The sequence below is a fragment of the Mycobacterium sp. PO1 genome (assembly GCF_017312405.1).
Taxonomy (GTDB): Bacteria; Actinomycetota; Actinomycetes; order Mycobacteriales; family Mycobacteriaceae; genus Mycobacterium.
Genome location: NZ_BLTG01000042.1, coordinates 11,875 through 27,766, shown reverse-complemented (window position 1 = coordinate 27,766; position 15,892 = coordinate 11,875). Strand labels below are relative to the sequence as shown.

Genomic DNA, 15,892 nt, shown 5'->3' with positions numbered 1-15,892 from the left:
CCACCAGGACCCCCGGCGCCCCCACCGCCGGAGCTGACATACTCGCCCGAACCGACTCCGTCACCGGTGTTCGTCCCGGCACCTGACGAGTCGGCACCCATTGCGACAGGCGATCGAGGATGACGGCGAAGTCGGCAGCCCGAGCTGTTGTGGCGGCGATCCTGGTTGTTCTGAGCATCGCCGGAGCGGTCGTCGGCGGGCAGTTGTCGCGTCAGCATTCGCGGACGGTGGTGGCGGGGTATTTTCCCACCAGCACTGGGCTGTTCCCCGGTGATGACGTCCGAATTCTCGGCGTCCCCGTCGGCAAGGTGGACCGGATCGAGCCGATGCCGGACCACGTCAAGATCTGGTTCTGGGTGGACGAAAAATACCCTGTGCCTGCAGATGTCAAAGCCGTCATCCTGTCGCCACAACTCGTCACCGGCCGCGCCATCCAACTGACGCCGGCCTATACCGGCGGTCCGACCCTGTCCACCGGTGCCGAAATCCCGGAGTCCCGGACTGCCGTGCCCGTCGAGTGGGACGACATCCGGGACCAACTGGAGAGGATCAACGCGCTACTCGCACCCACCCAGGCCGGCGGTGTGAGTGAGTTGGGCGAATTCATCAACACCGCCGCAGCCAACCTGCGCGGTCAGGGATCGAATATCCGCGACACCATCGTCAAACTGTCTCAGACCGTCTCGGTGCTCAGTGACCACAGCGATGACATCTTCGCCACGTTCAAGAATTTGTCAGTGCTGGTCTCGGCGTTGCGCGACAGCGCTGACCTCCTCGAGCGACTCAACGAGAACCTCGCGGCGGTGACCTCGCTGCTGGCCGATGACCCGAGCAAGGTGAGCCGAATGCTCACCAGCCTCAACGCTGTCACCGGCGACCTGCAGACATTCGCGTCCGAGAACACCGCGGCCCTGGGAACGACGGCAGACAAGCTGGAGTCGATCACGACCACCTTGGTCGGCAGCATCGACGACATCGAGCAGGCGCTGCACGTCGCGCCGACCACGCTGCAGAACTTCAGCAACATCTACGAGCCCGCGAACGGATCCTTCACCGGTGCGTTGGCAGTCAACAACTTCGCCAATCCCATTGCTTTTCTGTGCGGCGCCATCCAAGCGGCGTCCCGCATGAACGCCGAGCAGTCGTCCAAGCTGTGCGTGCAGTACCTGGCTCCCATTGTGAAGAACCGCCAATACAATTGGCCGCCATTGGGTTTCGACCTCTTCGTCGGTGCGCAAGCGCGCCCCAACGAGGTCACCTACAGCGAGGAGTGGATGCGGCCGGATTACGTGCCGCCACCCGATCCGTCCGAACCGCCCCCGCCGCGCGCTGCCGAAGCACCTGAACAACCGGTCACTGTCTCGACCGATCCCACCGCCGGGCTCTACGGCGTGATGGTTCCCGACGGAGGGGGCAGATGAGTCCGCACACGACGACGACAGAGTGGGGCGACAGAGTGCGGGCACCGCTGCGCGCTGCGCCCGCGATCGTCGCGGCGACGATTGTCCTGTCAGCGGCAGCGGGCTGCGCTGACTGGCGTGGGCTGGGCTCTCTGTCGTTGCCGGGCACCCAGGGTGACGGACCTGCCTCGTTTGCCGTGCAGGCGCAGATGCCCGACGTGAACAACCTTCAACAGAACTCGCGGGTGCGCGTCGGTGACGTCACGGTCGGCAACGTCACGCGCATCGAGCGGCAAGGCTGGCATGCCTTGGTCACGATGCGTCTGGACAACGGCGTCGTTCTGCCTGCCAACACCCTCGTCAAGCTCGGACAGACGAGCCTGCTGGGATCCCAGCACATCGAGCTGATACCACCGACCGATGCACGACCGGAGGGCCGGCTGCATCAGGGATCGCTGATACCTCTGGCGCACAGTGGAAGTTATCCCACGACCGAGCAGACACTGGCCGCCCTGTCGATGGTGCTCAACGGCGGCGGTATCGGCAAGGTCGGCGACATCACCGAGGCATTCGGTACCGCACTGCGGGGTCGCGAGAACGACCTGCGCAGCTTGATACACCAACTGGACCGGTTCGCGGCCTACCTCAACGACCAGACAGGCGACATCATCGCCGCCACCGAAAGCCTGAACAGCCTGACCGGCCAGATCGCCGAGCAGCAACCCGTCCTCGATCGCGCCCTGAGGAACATCCCTGATGCGGTCGCGGTACTGAACGAACAGCGTGATCAGCTCGTCGATGCCGCCGACAAGCTCGGCAAGTTCGGCGCATTGATCACCGACACCGTCAACCACTCGAAAGAGGATCTGGTGCGGATCCTGGAGGACACGGGGCCAGTTCTCGCGTCACTGGCCGACGCCGGACCGAGCATGACCCGTGCGTTGAGTGCAATCCTCACCTTCCCGTTTCCCAACGAGACCATCGAGAAGTGGCAACGTGGCGACTATGCCAACCTCACCGCCATCATCGACCTGACGCTGAGTCGTATCGACGCCAGCATCTTCACCGGCACCAGGTGGGAAGGTGACCTCACCGAGCTGGAACTGCAGTGGGGCCGCACCATCGGCCAATTTCCCAGCCCGTACACCCACGCGAATCCGCTTGTGGCGCCGTATCGCTGGAACCAGGGTCCCTGATGCACCTGCACAAGCGCGCCAAGATCCAGCTGGCGATCTTCACGGTGATCGCCCTCGTTGCCGTCTCGCTGATGTCACTGCACTTCATGCGGTTGCCCGCCAAACTGTTCGGCGTGGGCCGGTACACGGTGACCATCCAATTGCCGGAGGCCGCAGGGCTGTACGCCAGCGGTAACGTCACCTACCGCGGGGTCGAGGTCGGCCGGGTCGAGTCGGTCAACCTGACCGACAGCGGCGTCGATGCAGTGCTTTCGCTTCGGTCCGACGTGCAGATTCCGTCGGATCTGGAAGCGCAGGTGCACAGCCAGTCAGCGATCGGAGAGCAGTATGTGCTCCTTCTGCCCAGAAGCGGCGATTCGCCTCCGCTGCGGGACGGGGACATCATCGCCGAGGCGGACACCACCGTTCCGCCCGATATCAACGACATCCTGTCCGGTGTGGTCACCGGTCTCAATGCGGTGCCGAAAGACAACCTCAGGACCGTGATCGACGAGTCGTACACGGCTGTCGGCGGACTGGGCCCAGAGCTGACACGGCTGGTGCACGGTTCGATCGATCTGTCGATCGAAGCGCGGGAGAACCTCGATCCCCTCATCGCCTTGATCGAGCAGTCGAAGCCGGTACTGGACTCTCAGACGAACTCGGCCGCCGAGATCACAGCGTGGGCGTCGAATCTTGCGGCGGTCACCCGGGAGTTGGAGGCAGGAGACCACGATGTCGCAGGTCTTCTCGACAACGGCGGGGCGGCGTTCGCGGACGCGCGGGAACTGCTCGACAGGCTGCGACCCACCCTTCCCGTCGTGCTCGCCAACCTGGTGAGTGTCGGTGAGGTCGCTCTCACCTATCACGCCGGCCTCGAGCAGGTCCTTGTGCTGTTCCCGCAGGTGATCGCCGAGGCCGGGGCGACCTTCCTGGCCAACCGTGACACCGAACAGGACTACCGAGGCGAGTACCTCAGCTTCAACCTGAACCTCAACCTGCCACCACCCTGCACCACCGGGTTCCTTCCGGCGCAACAGCGGCGGCCGCCGAGTTTGGAAGACCATCCGGCACGTGCGCCGGGTGACCTCTACTGCCGGACGCCGCAGGATTCGGAATTCAACGTCCGTGGCGCCAAGAACCTGCCCTGTATCACCGTGCCGGGCAAGCGCGCACCGACGGTGAAGATGTGCGAGAGCGACGAGCAGTACGTGCCGCTGAACGACGGCAACAACTGGAAAGGTGACCCGAACGCCACCCTTTCCGGGCTGGACATCCCGCAGTTGCCCCCGGGGTCACCACCGGAGGGCACGCCACCCTCGTCAACGTCGCCACCGGTTGTCGGGGTGCCCTATGACCCCGCCACCGGCACATATGTCGCGCCGGACGGAAAGACCTATGCCCAATCCGACCTGGCCGCAACGGCGCCCGTGCAGACCTGGCAATCGATGCTCGTCCCGCCGGGAATCTGAGCTGTCGTCTCCTGCCGGGCAGGTGATCTGCCATGGGCCCGGTACCTCCGATGGTCGCCGTCGTACCTCCGATGGTCGCCGTCGCGCAGCGGTGGCCCGCAATGGGAAATCCCCCAGGATCCGAGGGGGGATCCTGGGGGAGGTCTGGCTGGGATCAGTCGACTTCAGTCGGCGACGACGCGCAGGGCGCCCGAGGGGCACATCCGTACCGCATTGCGCGCCAGCTTCTCCTGGGCGGCGTCGACGTTCTCGGTGGCCAGCACCACGAGACCGTCCGGGTCCTGGTCGAACACGGCATCGGCCGTCATCACGCACACCCCGGCGGCCATGCAGATCTCGCGGTCTGCGATGACCCTCACCGGGTGAACGCTTCCAAGGTCAGCGCTGAATTCATGAAGTCCCGGAAGTACAGCCACCGGCCCTCGCGCAGGGTGATGATGTGGGCGAACTCCGACTCCCACTCATAACCGCTTGCCAGGTGGCGGAACTTCTGATGCCCCCAGGTGGCCAGTTCGTCGCCTTCGGCGATGAACGTCCAGGCCTCCATCTCGGTGATGGCGATGTTCTCGCCGACCCGGGTGAAGAACGTCACCGCTTCGTCGATGCCTCGGTAGTCGCCTGCGTACGGGATCGCCGGAACGCCGTAGTAGGTGATGCGGACGTCGGGGTCCATCAGGTCCAGCGCGGTCTGCAGATCACCGGCCGGCACTGCGGCGTAGATGGCCTTGGTGGCCTCGATGTTGCGCGCCTCGCGCGTGGCGGTGGTCATGACAGCCGCAACGGCAGACGGACGAAGGCATGGGTCAGCAGGCTCGCGGTCTGCTTGGTGCCCGGATCGTCGGTCAGCTCGATCGTGGAATAGCGGTCGAGCACCGCGTTGATCATCGTGACCACCTCGAGCCGGGCCAGCGACGCGCCCAGGCAGAAGTGCAGGCCGTGGCCCATCGAGAGCTGCTGGCGGATGTTGGGGCGGTCGATGTCGAGCACCTCAGGGTTGGGGAACACCGCGGGGTCGCGGTTGGCCGCGCCGAAGAACAGCGCGACCCATTCGCCCTTGCGGATCAGCTTGCCGCCGATCTCGACGTCGCGGGTGGCGGTGCGGAACAGCCGCTGCGGCGGACCGTCGACGCGCATGCATTCCTCGACGAAGATGTTCACCAGTGAGCGGTCGGCCCGCAGCCGGGCGGTGACCTCCGGCTCGCGTGCCAGCGCGTGCAGCAGGTTGCCGATCAGGAACGTCGTGGTCTCGCTGCCGGCGACGACGAGCGTCATGCAGAAACGGACGATCTCCTCGGGGGACAGCCGCTGACCGTCGACCTCGGCGCGCAGCAGCGCCGAGATGAGATCCTTGGCGTCCTCGACGTCGTCGGAGGGCGGCTCTTCGGCCAGTCGGGCGGTGTGCTCGGCCAGCCGCGAGGTGAACGCCTCCACCATCTCGATGTTGCTGGCCATCCGCTCCTCGGGGGTCAGCGACGAGGAGAGCATGAAGGCGTTGGCCCACTTGCGGAAGCGGACGTGGTCGCCGTCGGGCAGTCCGAGCAGCCGCACCATCGCCCGCGTCGGGATCTCCGCGGCGAAGTCCATCACGTCGACCTCGCCCGTGCCCAGGTTGTCGAGCAGCATCGCCAGCTGACCTTCCAGCCAGCCCTCGAGCGTCTTGACCCGCCGTGGCGAGAACGCCTGGCTGACCAGCTTGCGTTCGACGTCGTGCTTGGGCGGGTCGGTGTTGACCAGCATCAGGCTCGGCGCGGACGACGCCTCCTGCAGCGGGTCGCGCGACGAGAATGTGGCGGTGTCGCGGGTGGCTGCGAACACCTGGTCATAGGAGAACAGGGCCCACGCGGTGACGGGCTCGTCGGCGCCCGGAACGGTTCCCGGCGGCCAGTCGCGATAGCCCGGCACCGGAGACACTTCGCGGAGTTGGTCGTAGAGCGGATACGGGTTGGACACTCCGTCGGGTGTGGTGAGCAAGCCGAGGGCCGGAACAGCGGTGGATGTCATGTCTCCAGCGTCGAGCAGCGGGTCCGGCAAATCGATCCCCCGTAGGGGAGCAGTCGTACTCCCGGATGAGGTGAATTGCGGTCAGATCCGACAATCCGCCCGCGAATCGCCGGTGACGGGAGGACAGTCGAGGTCGTGACAGTTGCGCGTGACGTATCCGAGACGCCCCCGGTCACCGCGCTTCGCGATGGCGACCATCCCGGGTGGGCGTCCCGCCCGGCCCGGGAGTCCGCCGCCGAGCGCCGCTACCGGGAGGCCTTCGACGGTTGCGACATCGACCCGACCGACGATCCCGTCGCGGTCGTCACCGAGGCGGTCGAGGCGCAGGCGGCGGTGCTTCGCGCCGCGTTGGAAAGGGCCGGGGACGTCGAGGCGCTGGCCGCACTGGACGCGGTGCTGGATCTCACTGCCCTGGAGCGGGAGCTGATCGAGGACGGCGCGCGGCGCCGCACGTTCGCGCTGCTGCAGGTGCAGGAGGGGCTCAGCAAGCTGCGCTACGTCGACGACGTGGCGACCATCGTCGACCGGGCGCCGCGGGAGATGGTCGAATCCTGCGGGTTCGACAGGGCCGTGCTGTTCCGCGTGCACGACGGCACCATGGTGATGGAGTCGGCCTACTTCGGCGACGACAGTGAAGGCGCTGAGAAGATGGTGGCTTTCGCTCAGGCGGTGGCCCCGCCGCTGGATCACATGCTGCTCGAAACCCAGATGATCCGGCGGCACGCGCCGGCCTTGGTGACTGACGCCCGCAATGATCCCCGAGTGAACCGGCCCATCATCGACTTCTCGCTGACCCACTCCTATGTCGCGGCGCCGATCATGCCGACCGGCAAGGTGATCGGGTTCCTGCACGCCGATCGCCTCTACTCCGGACGCACGGTCGACGAAATCGACCGGGACACCGTGTGGGCGTTCGCCGAAGGGTTCGGATACGCCTACGAGCGGACGGTCCTGCTGGAACGGATGCGTCGCCAGCACGCCGAAGTGCGCAGGGCCCTGGCGTCGGCCGACGAGGCGGTCCGCGCCCTGCAGGACGCCGACCTCGATCTGCGCAAGATCGAACCGGTCGAGCGCAGTCCGGCGGCCCAGTCACTGGCCGACATCCAAACCCGGGTGTTGTCGATGCTGACGCGCCGCGAGGTGGAGGTGCTGCGGTTGATGGCCGCGGGGCGCACCAACCAGCAGATCGCCGACGAGCTGGTCATCTCCGCCGGCACCGTGAAGTCACACGTCAAGCGCGTGCTGCGAAAGCTGCGCGCCACCAACCGCGCCGAGGCCGCGTCGGCCTATGTCCGGCTGGCGATCGGCCAGCAGGGTTAGCGCGGGCTCATCCCCGCCGCCCGATACGCCTCGTCCACCAGAGCCATGTTGGCCACCGCATCGGACAGGCTCAACGGCAGCGGCGCCCCGTGTCGCACGTGAGCGGCGAAGGCCTCCAGTTGATAGGTGTAGGAGGCGCGTGTTCCGCAATGCTCGACCGTGCTGCCCTCCGAGGTCCGGACGGTGACACGGTCGTCATCGCGGGGGTTGATGAAGTTGTGCACCAGCGCGTCGCCCTGGCTGCCGATCACCCGCAGCGTGAACGAGTACCGATCGTTGACCATCGAGTTCGTCGACAGCCCGGTGGCTCCGGACGGGAACGCCAACTCGACGTCGAACCGCTCGTCGATGCCGGGACTGCGCTGCACCGCAGTGGCTCTGGTCACCGACGGGGCACCGAACCGTCGCATCAGGTGCATGCCGTAGCACCCCAGATCCATCAACGCCCCGCCGGCCATCTCCAGCGACCACCGCGGGTCCTCGGGTGCCGGCTCGGGCATCCCCATGCGGACCTCCACCCGCTGCAGTTCCCCGAGCGTGCCCTCCTCGACGAGGCTCAGCAGTCGTTGGGTGGCCGGATGGAACAGGTAGTGAAACCCCTCCATCACCGTGACCCCGGCCGCGGCCGCAGCATCGGCGACGCGCTGCGCCTCAGCCTGGTCGCGCGCGAACGGCTTCTCGGTGAGCACGGGCTTTCCGGCCGCAATCGCGGCCAGGTTCCACGGCGCGTGCAGCGAATTGGCCAGCGGGTTGTAGATCATGTCGACCTCGGGGTCGCTCACCACCTCCTGATACGAGCCGAGTGCCCGCTCCACGCCGTACTTGTCGGCGAAGGCGCTGGCGCGCAGCGGATCCCGTGCGGCAACCGCAACCAAGCGGTAGCCCAGCTCCCGGGCAGGCCCGACGATCGCCGATTCGGCGATGCGGGAGGCGCCCAGGATTCCGATCCTCACACCGACACCGAACGGAAGACGTCGTGGAGGTAGGCCACACTGGCCCGCACGTCGTGCACCGGTCCTTCGCCGGTGGGTTCGTCATCGAGAATGGTGTCCTGCTCCATGACGAACCATCCGTCGAAGCCATCGTCGAGCAGTGCCTTCACGATGCCCGCGATGTCCACGTCGCCGGTCCCCAACGGCGTGTAGATGCCCGCACGCACCGCCTCGGTGTAGGAGATGTCGCCGGCCTGCACCCGGGCGGCGAGCCCGGCGTCGACGTCCTTGAGGTGGGTGTGGGCGATGCGGCCGGGCACCTCGCGTGCCAACTGCAACGGGTCGGTCCCGCCGATCAGCAGATGTCCGGTGTCCAGGCAGAGTTGCACCGTCGAGCCGTCGAGCACCCGCTGGACGTCAGCACGGTTCTCCACCATCGTGCCGACGTGGGGATGCAGTACAGCCAGGATGCCCCGCTCGGCGGCCACCGAAGCGATGCGGTCGAGGTTGGCCAACAGGGTGGCCCACTGCTGCTCGTCGAGGGTCGGGCGCGAGTCGTATCCGTCGGCTCCGGTGGCTGCCGCCAGCACCAGCACCTCGGCCCCTGTGGCGGTCAGCGCATCCAGCGGGGCGGTGGTCTCGGGGACCGGATCGTGTGCGGGGTCGTGCAACAGCACGGGCAGAAAGGACCCGACGCAACGCAGGTCGTAGGACTGCAGCAACGCGGTGAGCGCCGCGGGATCACCGGGCAGAAAACCTTGCGGCCCGGTCTCGGTGGCGGCCAGGCCGACATCGCGCATCTCGGTGAGCACCCGCTCGGCCGTCAGCTGATGACCCCAGCCGGGAACCTCGCAGACACCCCAATTGATCGGTGCACCGGCAATTTTCACTTCACGACCTCCTCGATGCGGACCGGTGTTCCCCGGCGTAGAGACTCAGTGGCGGCTTCGGCGATCCACGCGACGGCGACCGCGTCGGACACTGTCGCGCCCAGGATGGGCCCGCCCTGCACGACTCTGACGAACTCGCTCAGTTCCGTGCGGAACGCTTCGGTGAAGCGGTCCATGAAGAAGTGGTGTGGCTGGCCAGTCGGGAACTCGACCGCGGAATCGGCGTTGCGTACCGGCACGCCTTGGTCCCAGCCGGCGACGACGGTGTCGTCGAAACCGTGCACCTCGAGCCGGCAGTCGTAGCCGCGGGCGTTGTAGCGTGCGGCCGAGACCACGCCCAGCGCACCACCGTCGAAGCGTACGACGATCGCGGCGGTGTCGACGTCACCGTAGTCAGCGAACAACGGGTCGCCCTGCACGCTTCCGGTGGCATACACCTCGACCACCTCTTGGCCGGTGATCCACCGGAGCACGTCGAAGTCGTGCACGGCGCAGTCGCGGAAGATGCCGCCGGAACCCTCGATGTAGCTCATCGGCGGGGGAGCCGGGTCCATCGTGGTGCTGCGCACCGTGTGTAACGCTCCCACGGAGCCCGCGTCGACCGCCTGCTTGACCGCGGCGAACGCGGCGTCGAAGCGGCGCTGATAGCCCACCTGTACCGGCACCCCGGAGCGGGTGATCGCCTCGGCGACCCGGATGCTGTCGGCGGCGGTCGAGGCGATGGGCTTCTCGCAGAACGTGGGCAGACCCTTACCGACGGCGGCCAGGGTCAGCTCGGCGTGCGCCGGTGTGGCGGCCGCGACGACGACACCGTCGACACCCGACGTCAGCAGCGCCTCGACTGAATCCGCCGGAGTGGCACCATATTTGGCCGCGATCTCGGCGACGACGTCGGGCCGCTCGTCGGTGATCACCAACCCGGAGACCTCCGGGAGGTTGCTCAACGTCTCGGCGTGGAACGCGCCGATCCGGCCGAGGCCGATCAGGCCGAGGGTGGTCATGGCATTCTCCGTTCGTTCTGGTCGCAGAGCGCGACATGAAGGTCTTCGTCGGTGAGATCGCGGGCGAGCGCGTCCAGCACGATGTCCACCTGGCTGGGCGGTGCGAGGCTGCCGATGGGCTGATCGCGGTCGAGATTGGTCGGAAACGCGTAACCCTCTGCGGTGGCGACGACGGCGTTCTCCAGTTCGCGTTGAGGTCTCCCCGCGGCCCGCATGGCGCGCAGCGCCGGGTACACGGCCAGCACCATCGCGGTGCGGTCCAACGACTCCATCGCCCGACCGAACGGCGAACTGATCTGCATCAGATTCGCGATGCGCTTGATGCCGGCCGAGACGTTCGATCCCGCACCGTGATACAGCGCCGGGTTGAAGAACACGGCATCGCCTTTGCGCAACGGCAGTTGCACGTGGTGGGCGGCGAAGTAGTCGACGAACTCCGGCCGGTTGAATGCGAGGTAACCGCCGGTGAAGCGCTGCGAATGGGGCAGCAGCATGGTCGGGCCACTCTCGACGGGCATGTCGCAGTGCGCGACCGCGCCCTGCAGCGTGAGCGCCGGCGACGCGCGGTGCATGTGCGCGGGGTAGGCGCCGAGATGCTCCGGGGGCACGAAGCCGAGGTGATAGTCGCGGTGGGGGACCTGGGCCTGCCCACCGGGATTGACGACGTTGACTTGTGAGGTGACCTGATACCGCGGCCCCAGCCACGCCTGGCACACCACCGCGAGCGCGTCGTTGGTGTAGTACTCGGCGAACGCTGCAGGGTCGTGCAACGCCAATTTCTGGGCGGCGTTCCAGATGCGGTCGTTGGCCCCGGGTGCCCCGAAGTGGTCGCCGGCCGCCAGTCCGCCGGAGCGCTGATCCTCGATGATCGCGAAGAACGCCGCGCTGGTCCGGTCGATCACCTCGGCGTCGAAGGCGCCGGTGATGACGACGACGCCGGGTCCGTCGGCGAGCGCGTGGATCAGTTCGGCCTGCACGGCGCGACGCTCGCCGCCCTCGATCGCCGCGATCGTCGCTGCGCGGTACACGAGGACGTTGGCGCGAACGGACGACGCGCGCGGATAGTCCGCGAGGTCGGTGTCGCGTTCGACGTCGGCGCGGAAGCTCTCCAGACGCAGGTCGGGCTCGCCGATCCAGGGTCCGTCGCGCCGTGCGACGTCGGGGTGCAGCGGTGTTGCCATGCCGGATAGTCTTGCTGTGATCCCTGCCCCAATCAACGGCAGAAAACCATCAAAAATACCTCAGGACGCGGGAGGCGAGCGCCGGTGGCGCATCGGTACAAGGTCCGTGAAATCGCCCAGCAGGCAGGGCTCAGTGAGGCCACCGTGGACCGCGTGCTGCACCAGCGGCCCGGCGTGCGCGAGAACACCGTCGCCGAGGTCAACCAGGCCATCGCCGATCTGGACAAGCAACGAGCTCAACTGCGACTCAACGGTCGGCGCTACCTGGTGGACGTCGTGATGCAGACCCCGCGGCGGTTCTCCGACGCCTTCCGCGCCGCGGTCGAGGCCGAACTGCCGGCTTTCGCGCCGGCCATGCTGCGGGCCCGGTTCCATCTGTGGGAGTCCGGGTCCACCGATCAGATGGTGGACACGCTGGACCGGATCCGCGGCAGCCACGGCGTCGTGCTCAAAGCTCAGGACGAACCCGAGGTGGCCGAGGTCGTCGACCGGCTGGTGCGCTCGGGCGTTCCGGTGGTCACGTATGCCACCGACGTGCCTGCCAGCGCCCGCTGCGCCTATGTCGGCATCGACAACCACGGCGCCGGAGTCACCGCCGCCTACCTCGTGCAGCAGTGGCTCGCCGACAATCCGTCGGACGTGCTGATCACTGTGAGTCGGACCGTGTTCCGCGGCGAGGGCGAGCGGGAGGTCGGGTTCCGGAGCGGGCTGCGCCACTCGGGCCGCACCATCGTCGAAGTCAGCGAGAGCGACGGCATCGATGCGACCAACGAGCGGCTCGTGCTCGAAGCACTCGAAGCTCACCCCGAAGTGCGGGCCGTCTACTCGGTCGGCGGCGGCAACACCGCGACTGTCGCCGCCTTCGACAAGCTCGGCCGCGACTGCCGGGTGTTCGTGGCTCACGACCTCGACGCCGACAACCGGCGGCTGCTGCGGGAAGGCCGCATCTCGGCGGTGTTGCACAACGATCTGCGGGCCGACGCACGCCTGGCACTGCGGCTGATCCTGCAGGAGCGCGGCGCCCTGCCGGTCGAGCCGGTGCGTCCGGTGCCGATCCAGGTCATCACCCCGTACAACATCCCCACGCAGGGCTGAGCCGCTGCTCGTCGGGCCGCTACTGATCGGTAACCAAAAATAAGAATCGGAGGCTGCCAAGCGCCGACTGGAAACGTGACGAAAACCACACTTCTGTCTCATTGTGCCGCGCTTCGGCGCGTTGAACAGTGCGTTCGGTCGGCAGACACCTGCGCGTCACCCCCGCGCCTGCTATAGGGCTGCCTAAGAAAGATGCAATAATCGGTACTGGCAGTGACACCAAATCTTTGCGCAAAGACCGCTGACGGCGCGTCGCATCGACTGCGACTCGGTGTGTCTTGGCCGACAGTCCAGGCTCGAGGGCCGGGAGAGCACGGAAGGTAGGCGAGTGGCAGACAACCACAACACGGCTGAGAACTCGACCGGCAACGGCGGCGGCGGTCCCGCTCGGGCGCCTCGGCAGAAGCTCGAGAAGGTCGTCATCCGCTTCGCGGGCGACTCCGGCGACGGCATGCAGCTCACCGGTGACCGGTTCACCTCCGAGGCCGCGCTGTTCGGCAACGACCTTGCCACCCAGCCCAACTATCCCGCCGAGATCCGCGCCCCTCAGGGCACGTTGCCCGGTGTCTCCTCGTTCCAGATCCAGATCGCCGACTACGACATCCTCACCGCCGGTGACCGGCCCGACGTCCTGGTCGCGATGAACCCCGCCGCGCTCAAGGCCAACGTCTCGGATCTACCCCGCGGCGGTCTGATCATCGCCAACTCCGACGAGTTCACCAAGCGCAACCTCGCCAAGGTCGGCTATGAGGCCAACCCCCTCGAGACCGACGAACTGTCCGACTACGTCGTGCAGGCGGTCGCCATGACGACGCTGACCCTCGGTGCGGTCGAATCGATCGGGGCGACGAAGAAAGACGGCCAGCGCGCCAAGAACATGTTCGCCCTCGGTCTGTTGTCGTGGATGTACGGCCGCGAACTCGAACACAGCGAGTCGTTCATCCGGGAGAAGTTCTCCCGCAAGCCCGAGATCGCCGAGGCCAACGTGCTGGCGCTGAAGGCGGGCTGGAACTACGGCGAGACGACCGAGGCCTTCGGCACCACCTACGAGGTGGCCCCGGCCAAGCTGCAGACCGGCGAGTATCGCCAGATCTCCGGCAACACCGCGCTGGCCTACGGGCTGGTCACGGCGGGGCTGTTGGGCGACGTGCAGGTGATCCTGGGCACCTATCCGATCACCCCGGCCTCGGACATCCTGCACGAGCTGTCCAAGCACAAGAACTTCAACGTGATGACGTTCCAGGCCGAGGACGAGATCGCCGGTATCGGTGCGGCGATCGGCGCGTCCTACGGCGGCGCGCTCGGCATCACCAGCACCTCGGGTCCGGGCGTCTCGCTGAAGTCGGAGGCGATCGGGCTGGCCGTGATGACCGAACTTCCGCTGATCGTCATCGACGTGCAGCGCGGCGGCCCGTCCACGGGTCTGCCGACCAAGACCGAGCAGGCCGATCTGTTGCAGGCCATGTTCGGCCGTAACGGCGAATCCCCGGTCGCGGTGCTGGCCCCGAAATCGCCGTCGGACTGCTTCGAGACCGCCATCGAGGCTGCCCGCATCGCGATCACCTATCACACGCCGGTGATGATCCTGTCCGACGGAGCGATCGCCAACGGTTCGGAGCCGTGGCGCATCCCCGACGTCGGCACGTACGCGCCGATCGAACACACCTTCGCCAAGGAAGGCGAGCCGTTCCAGCCGTACGCCCGTGATCCGGAGACGCTGGCCCGGCAGTTCGCCATCCCCGGCACTCCCGGTCTGGAGCACCGCATCGGCGGGCTCGAATCGGCCAACGGCTCGGGCAACATCTCGTACGAGCCGAAGAACCACGACCTGATGGTGCGCCTGCGGCACGCCAAGGTCGCCGGTATCGAGGTCCCCGACCTCGAGGTCGACGACCCCAGCGGCGACGCCGAGTTGCTCTTGCTCGGCTGGGGGAGCAGCTACGGCCCCATCGGCGAGGCGTGTCGCCGCGCCCGGCGCAAGGGCATCAAGGTGGCGCACGCCCAGCTGCGCAACCTGAACCCGTTCCCGGCGAACCTCGGAGAGGTGCTCGGACGCTACTCGCATGTGGTGGTTCCCGAGATGAACCTCGGCCAGCTGGCGCTGTTGCTGCGCGGCAAGTACCTGATCGACATCCAGTCGGTGACCAAGGTGGAGGGCATGGCGTTCCTGGCCGACGAGGTCGAAGGCATCATCGACTCGGCTCTGGATGGCACGCTGGGCGACAAGGAACTCGAGAAGACCAAGTTCGCGCGGTTGGCGGCGGCTACCGTTGACGGCGCAGTGGGAGCGAACTCATGACGACAGCGAGAAGCGAAGCGGATCGCGGATCGGCACAGCTCGTAGGGAGCGATCTGGGGTTGACCCCCGGTGGGCTGACCAAGACCGGGCTGGTCCCGACGACCGACCAGCCGCAGAAGGCCAAGGACTTCACCAGCGACCAGGAGGTCCGCTGGTGCCCGGGTTGCGGTGACTACGTAATCCTCAACACCATCCGTAACTTCCTGCCCGAGCTGGGCTTGCGTCGCGAGAACATCGCGTTCGTCAGCGGCATCGGCTGCTCGAGCCGGTTCCCGTACTACCTGGAGACCTACGGATTCCACTCGATCCACGGCCGCGCCCCGACCATCGCCACCGGTCTGGCGCTGGCCCGCGAGGACCTGTCGGTGTGGGTGGTCACCGGTGACGGCGATGCGCTGTCGATCGGTGGCAATCACCTCATCCACGCCCTGCGGCGCAACATCAACATCACGATCCTGCTGTTCAACAACCGGATCTACGGGCTGACCAAGGGCCAGTACTCGCCGACGTCCGAGGTCGGCAAGATCACCAAGTCCACCCCGATGGGGTCGCTCGACTACCCCTTCAACCCGGTGTCGCTGGCGTTGGGCGCGGAGGCCACCTTCGTCGGCCGTGCGCTGGACTCCGACCGCAAAGGGTTGTCCGAGGTGCTGCGTGCCGCGGCCGCCCACCGCGGGGCTGCCCTGGTCGAGATCATGCAGGACTGCCCGATCTTCAACGACGGCTCGTTCGACGCCCTGCGCAAGGAGGGCGCCGAGGAGCGGTTGATCAACCTCAGCCACGGCGAACCGATCACGTTCGGCGCCGACGGCGAGTACTGCGTCGTCAAGTCGGGTTACGGGCTCGAGGTCGCCAAGACCGCCGACGTGTCCGCCGGCGACATCGTCACCCACGATGCGCACCTGCAGGACCCGGCCTACGCGTTCGCGCTGTCCCGGCTCTCGGAGCAGAACCTCGACCACATGGTCATGGGCATCTTCCGCCAGGTCAGCATGCCGACCTATGACGACGCCGCACGCCAGCAGCTCGTCACCGCGCGGGAGTCGCGAGCCCACGACATGGAAGCACTGCAGACGCTGTTGCGCGGCAAGGACACCTGGACCGTCGACTGACCCGGCCGGCGTAC

General features: G+C 67.0%; 14 protein-coding genes. 7 read left to right on the top strand and 7 right to left on the bottom strand.

Annotated features, from left to right (window positions below):
- The first annotated feature begins 119 nt into the window (after positions 1-119).
- The 3 genes from J3476_RS15485 to J3476_RS15475 are packed head-to-tail and all read left to right on the top strand — an operon-like array spanning position 120 to position 4,047.
- The gene (locus J3476_RS15485) at positions 120-1,421 is read left to right on the top strand and encodes an MCE family protein (RefSeq protein ID WP_207067309.1); all 1,302 of its coding nucleotides are present in this window, start codon (positions 120-122) and stop codon (positions 1,419-1,421) included.
- On the top strand, positions 1,418-2,596 hold the full coding sequence (locus J3476_RS15480) for a virulence factor Mce family protein (RefSeq protein ID WP_207067308.1): 1,179 nt from the start codon (positions 1,418-1,420) through the stop codon (positions 2,594-2,596). The genes J3476_RS15485 and J3476_RS15480 overlap by 4 nt, the downstream gene beginning before the upstream one ends.
- Complete coding sequence (locus tag J3476_RS15475; RefSeq protein WP_207067307.1) at positions 2,596-4,047, top strand: MCE family protein; 1,452 nt, start codon at positions 2,596-2,598, stop codon at positions 4,045-4,047. Before J3476_RS15480 ends, J3476_RS15475 begins: the two co-directional genes overlap by 1 nt.
- Before the next feature lie 164 nt (positions 4,048-4,211).
- On the opposite strand, the gene J3476_RS15470 is transcribed toward J3476_RS15475, so the two are convergent.
- The 3 genes from J3476_RS15470 to J3476_RS15460 are packed head-to-tail and all read right to left on the bottom strand — an operon-like array spanning position 4,212 to position 6,048.
- Positions 4,212-4,406: a ferredoxin gene (locus J3476_RS15470; protein WP_207067306.1), complete on the bottom strand. Its 195-nt coding sequence runs from the start codon at positions 4,404-4,406 to the stop codon at positions 4,212-4,214.
- Complete coding sequence (locus J3476_RS15465; protein ID WP_207067305.1) at positions 4,403-4,816, bottom strand: nuclear transport factor 2 family protein; 414 nt, start codon at positions 4,814-4,816, stop codon at positions 4,403-4,405. Before J3476_RS15465 ends, J3476_RS15470 begins: the two co-directional genes overlap by 4 nt.
- On the bottom strand, positions 4,813-6,048 hold the full coding sequence (locus J3476_RS15460) for a cytochrome P450 (RefSeq protein WP_207067304.1): 1,236 nt from the start codon (positions 6,046-6,048) through the stop codon (positions 4,813-4,815). Before J3476_RS15460 ends, J3476_RS15465 begins: the two co-directional genes overlap by 4 nt.
- A gap of 135 nt (positions 6,049-6,183) precedes the next feature.
- Here J3476_RS15460 and J3476_RS15455 point away from each other — a divergent pair, with 135 nt between their 5' ends.
- Positions 6,184-7,368, top strand: a complete 1,185-nt coding sequence (locus J3476_RS15455; RefSeq protein ID WP_207067303.1) for a LuxR C-terminal-related transcriptional regulator — start codon at positions 6,184-6,186, stop codon at positions 7,366-7,368.
- Here the strand turns inward: J3476_RS15455 and J3476_RS15450 are convergent.
- From J3476_RS15450 to J3476_RS15435, 4 genes are read right to left on the bottom strand one after another with little or no spacing between them, the layout of a single operon-like run.
- Positions 7,365-8,321, bottom strand: a complete 957-nt coding sequence (locus J3476_RS15450; protein WP_207067302.1) for a Gfo/Idh/MocA family protein — start codon at positions 8,319-8,321, stop codon at positions 7,365-7,367. The genes J3476_RS15455 and J3476_RS15450 overlap by 4 nt on opposite strands.
- The gene (locus tag J3476_RS15445) at positions 8,318-9,190 is read right to left on the bottom strand and encodes a sugar phosphate isomerase/epimerase (RefSeq protein WP_286183166.1); all 873 of its coding nucleotides are present in this window, start codon (positions 9,188-9,190) and stop codon (positions 8,318-8,320) included. The genes J3476_RS15450 and J3476_RS15445 overlap by 4 nt, the downstream gene beginning before the upstream one ends.
- Positions 9,187-10,191: a Gfo/Idh/MocA family oxidoreductase gene (locus J3476_RS15440; RefSeq protein ID WP_207067301.1), complete on the bottom strand. Its 1,005-nt coding sequence runs from the start codon at positions 10,189-10,191 to the stop codon at positions 9,187-9,189. Before J3476_RS15440 ends, J3476_RS15445 begins: the two co-directional genes overlap by 4 nt.
- Complete coding sequence (locus tag J3476_RS15435) at positions 10,188-11,372, bottom strand: phytanoyl-CoA dioxygenase family protein (protein WP_207067300.1); 1,185 nt, start codon at positions 11,370-11,372, stop codon at positions 10,188-10,190. The genes J3476_RS15440 and J3476_RS15435 overlap by 4 nt, the downstream gene beginning before the upstream one ends.
- A gap of 84 nt (positions 11,373-11,456) precedes the next feature.
- On the opposite strand from J3476_RS15435, the gene J3476_RS15430 reads away from it, so the two are divergent.
- From J3476_RS15430 to J3476_RS15420, 3 genes are all read left to right on the top strand, one after another.
- Positions 11,457-12,467, top strand: a complete 1,011-nt coding sequence (locus tag J3476_RS15430; protein WP_207067299.1) for a LacI family DNA-binding transcriptional regulator — start codon at positions 11,457-11,459, stop codon at positions 12,465-12,467.
- 328 nt (positions 12,468-12,795) lie between these two features.
- A complete protein-coding gene (locus J3476_RS15425; RefSeq protein WP_373889071.1) occupies positions 12,796-14,766 on the top strand; it encodes a 2-oxoacid:acceptor oxidoreductase subunit alpha in 1,971 nt (656 codons plus the stop codon).
- The gene (locus J3476_RS15420) at positions 14,763-15,878 is read left to right on the top strand and encodes a 2-oxoacid:ferredoxin oxidoreductase subunit beta (RefSeq protein WP_163677059.1); all 1,116 of its coding nucleotides are present in this window, start codon (positions 14,763-14,765) and stop codon (positions 15,876-15,878) included. Before J3476_RS15425 ends, J3476_RS15420 begins: the two co-directional genes overlap by 4 nt.
- Positions 15,879-15,892 lie beyond the last annotated feature (14 nt).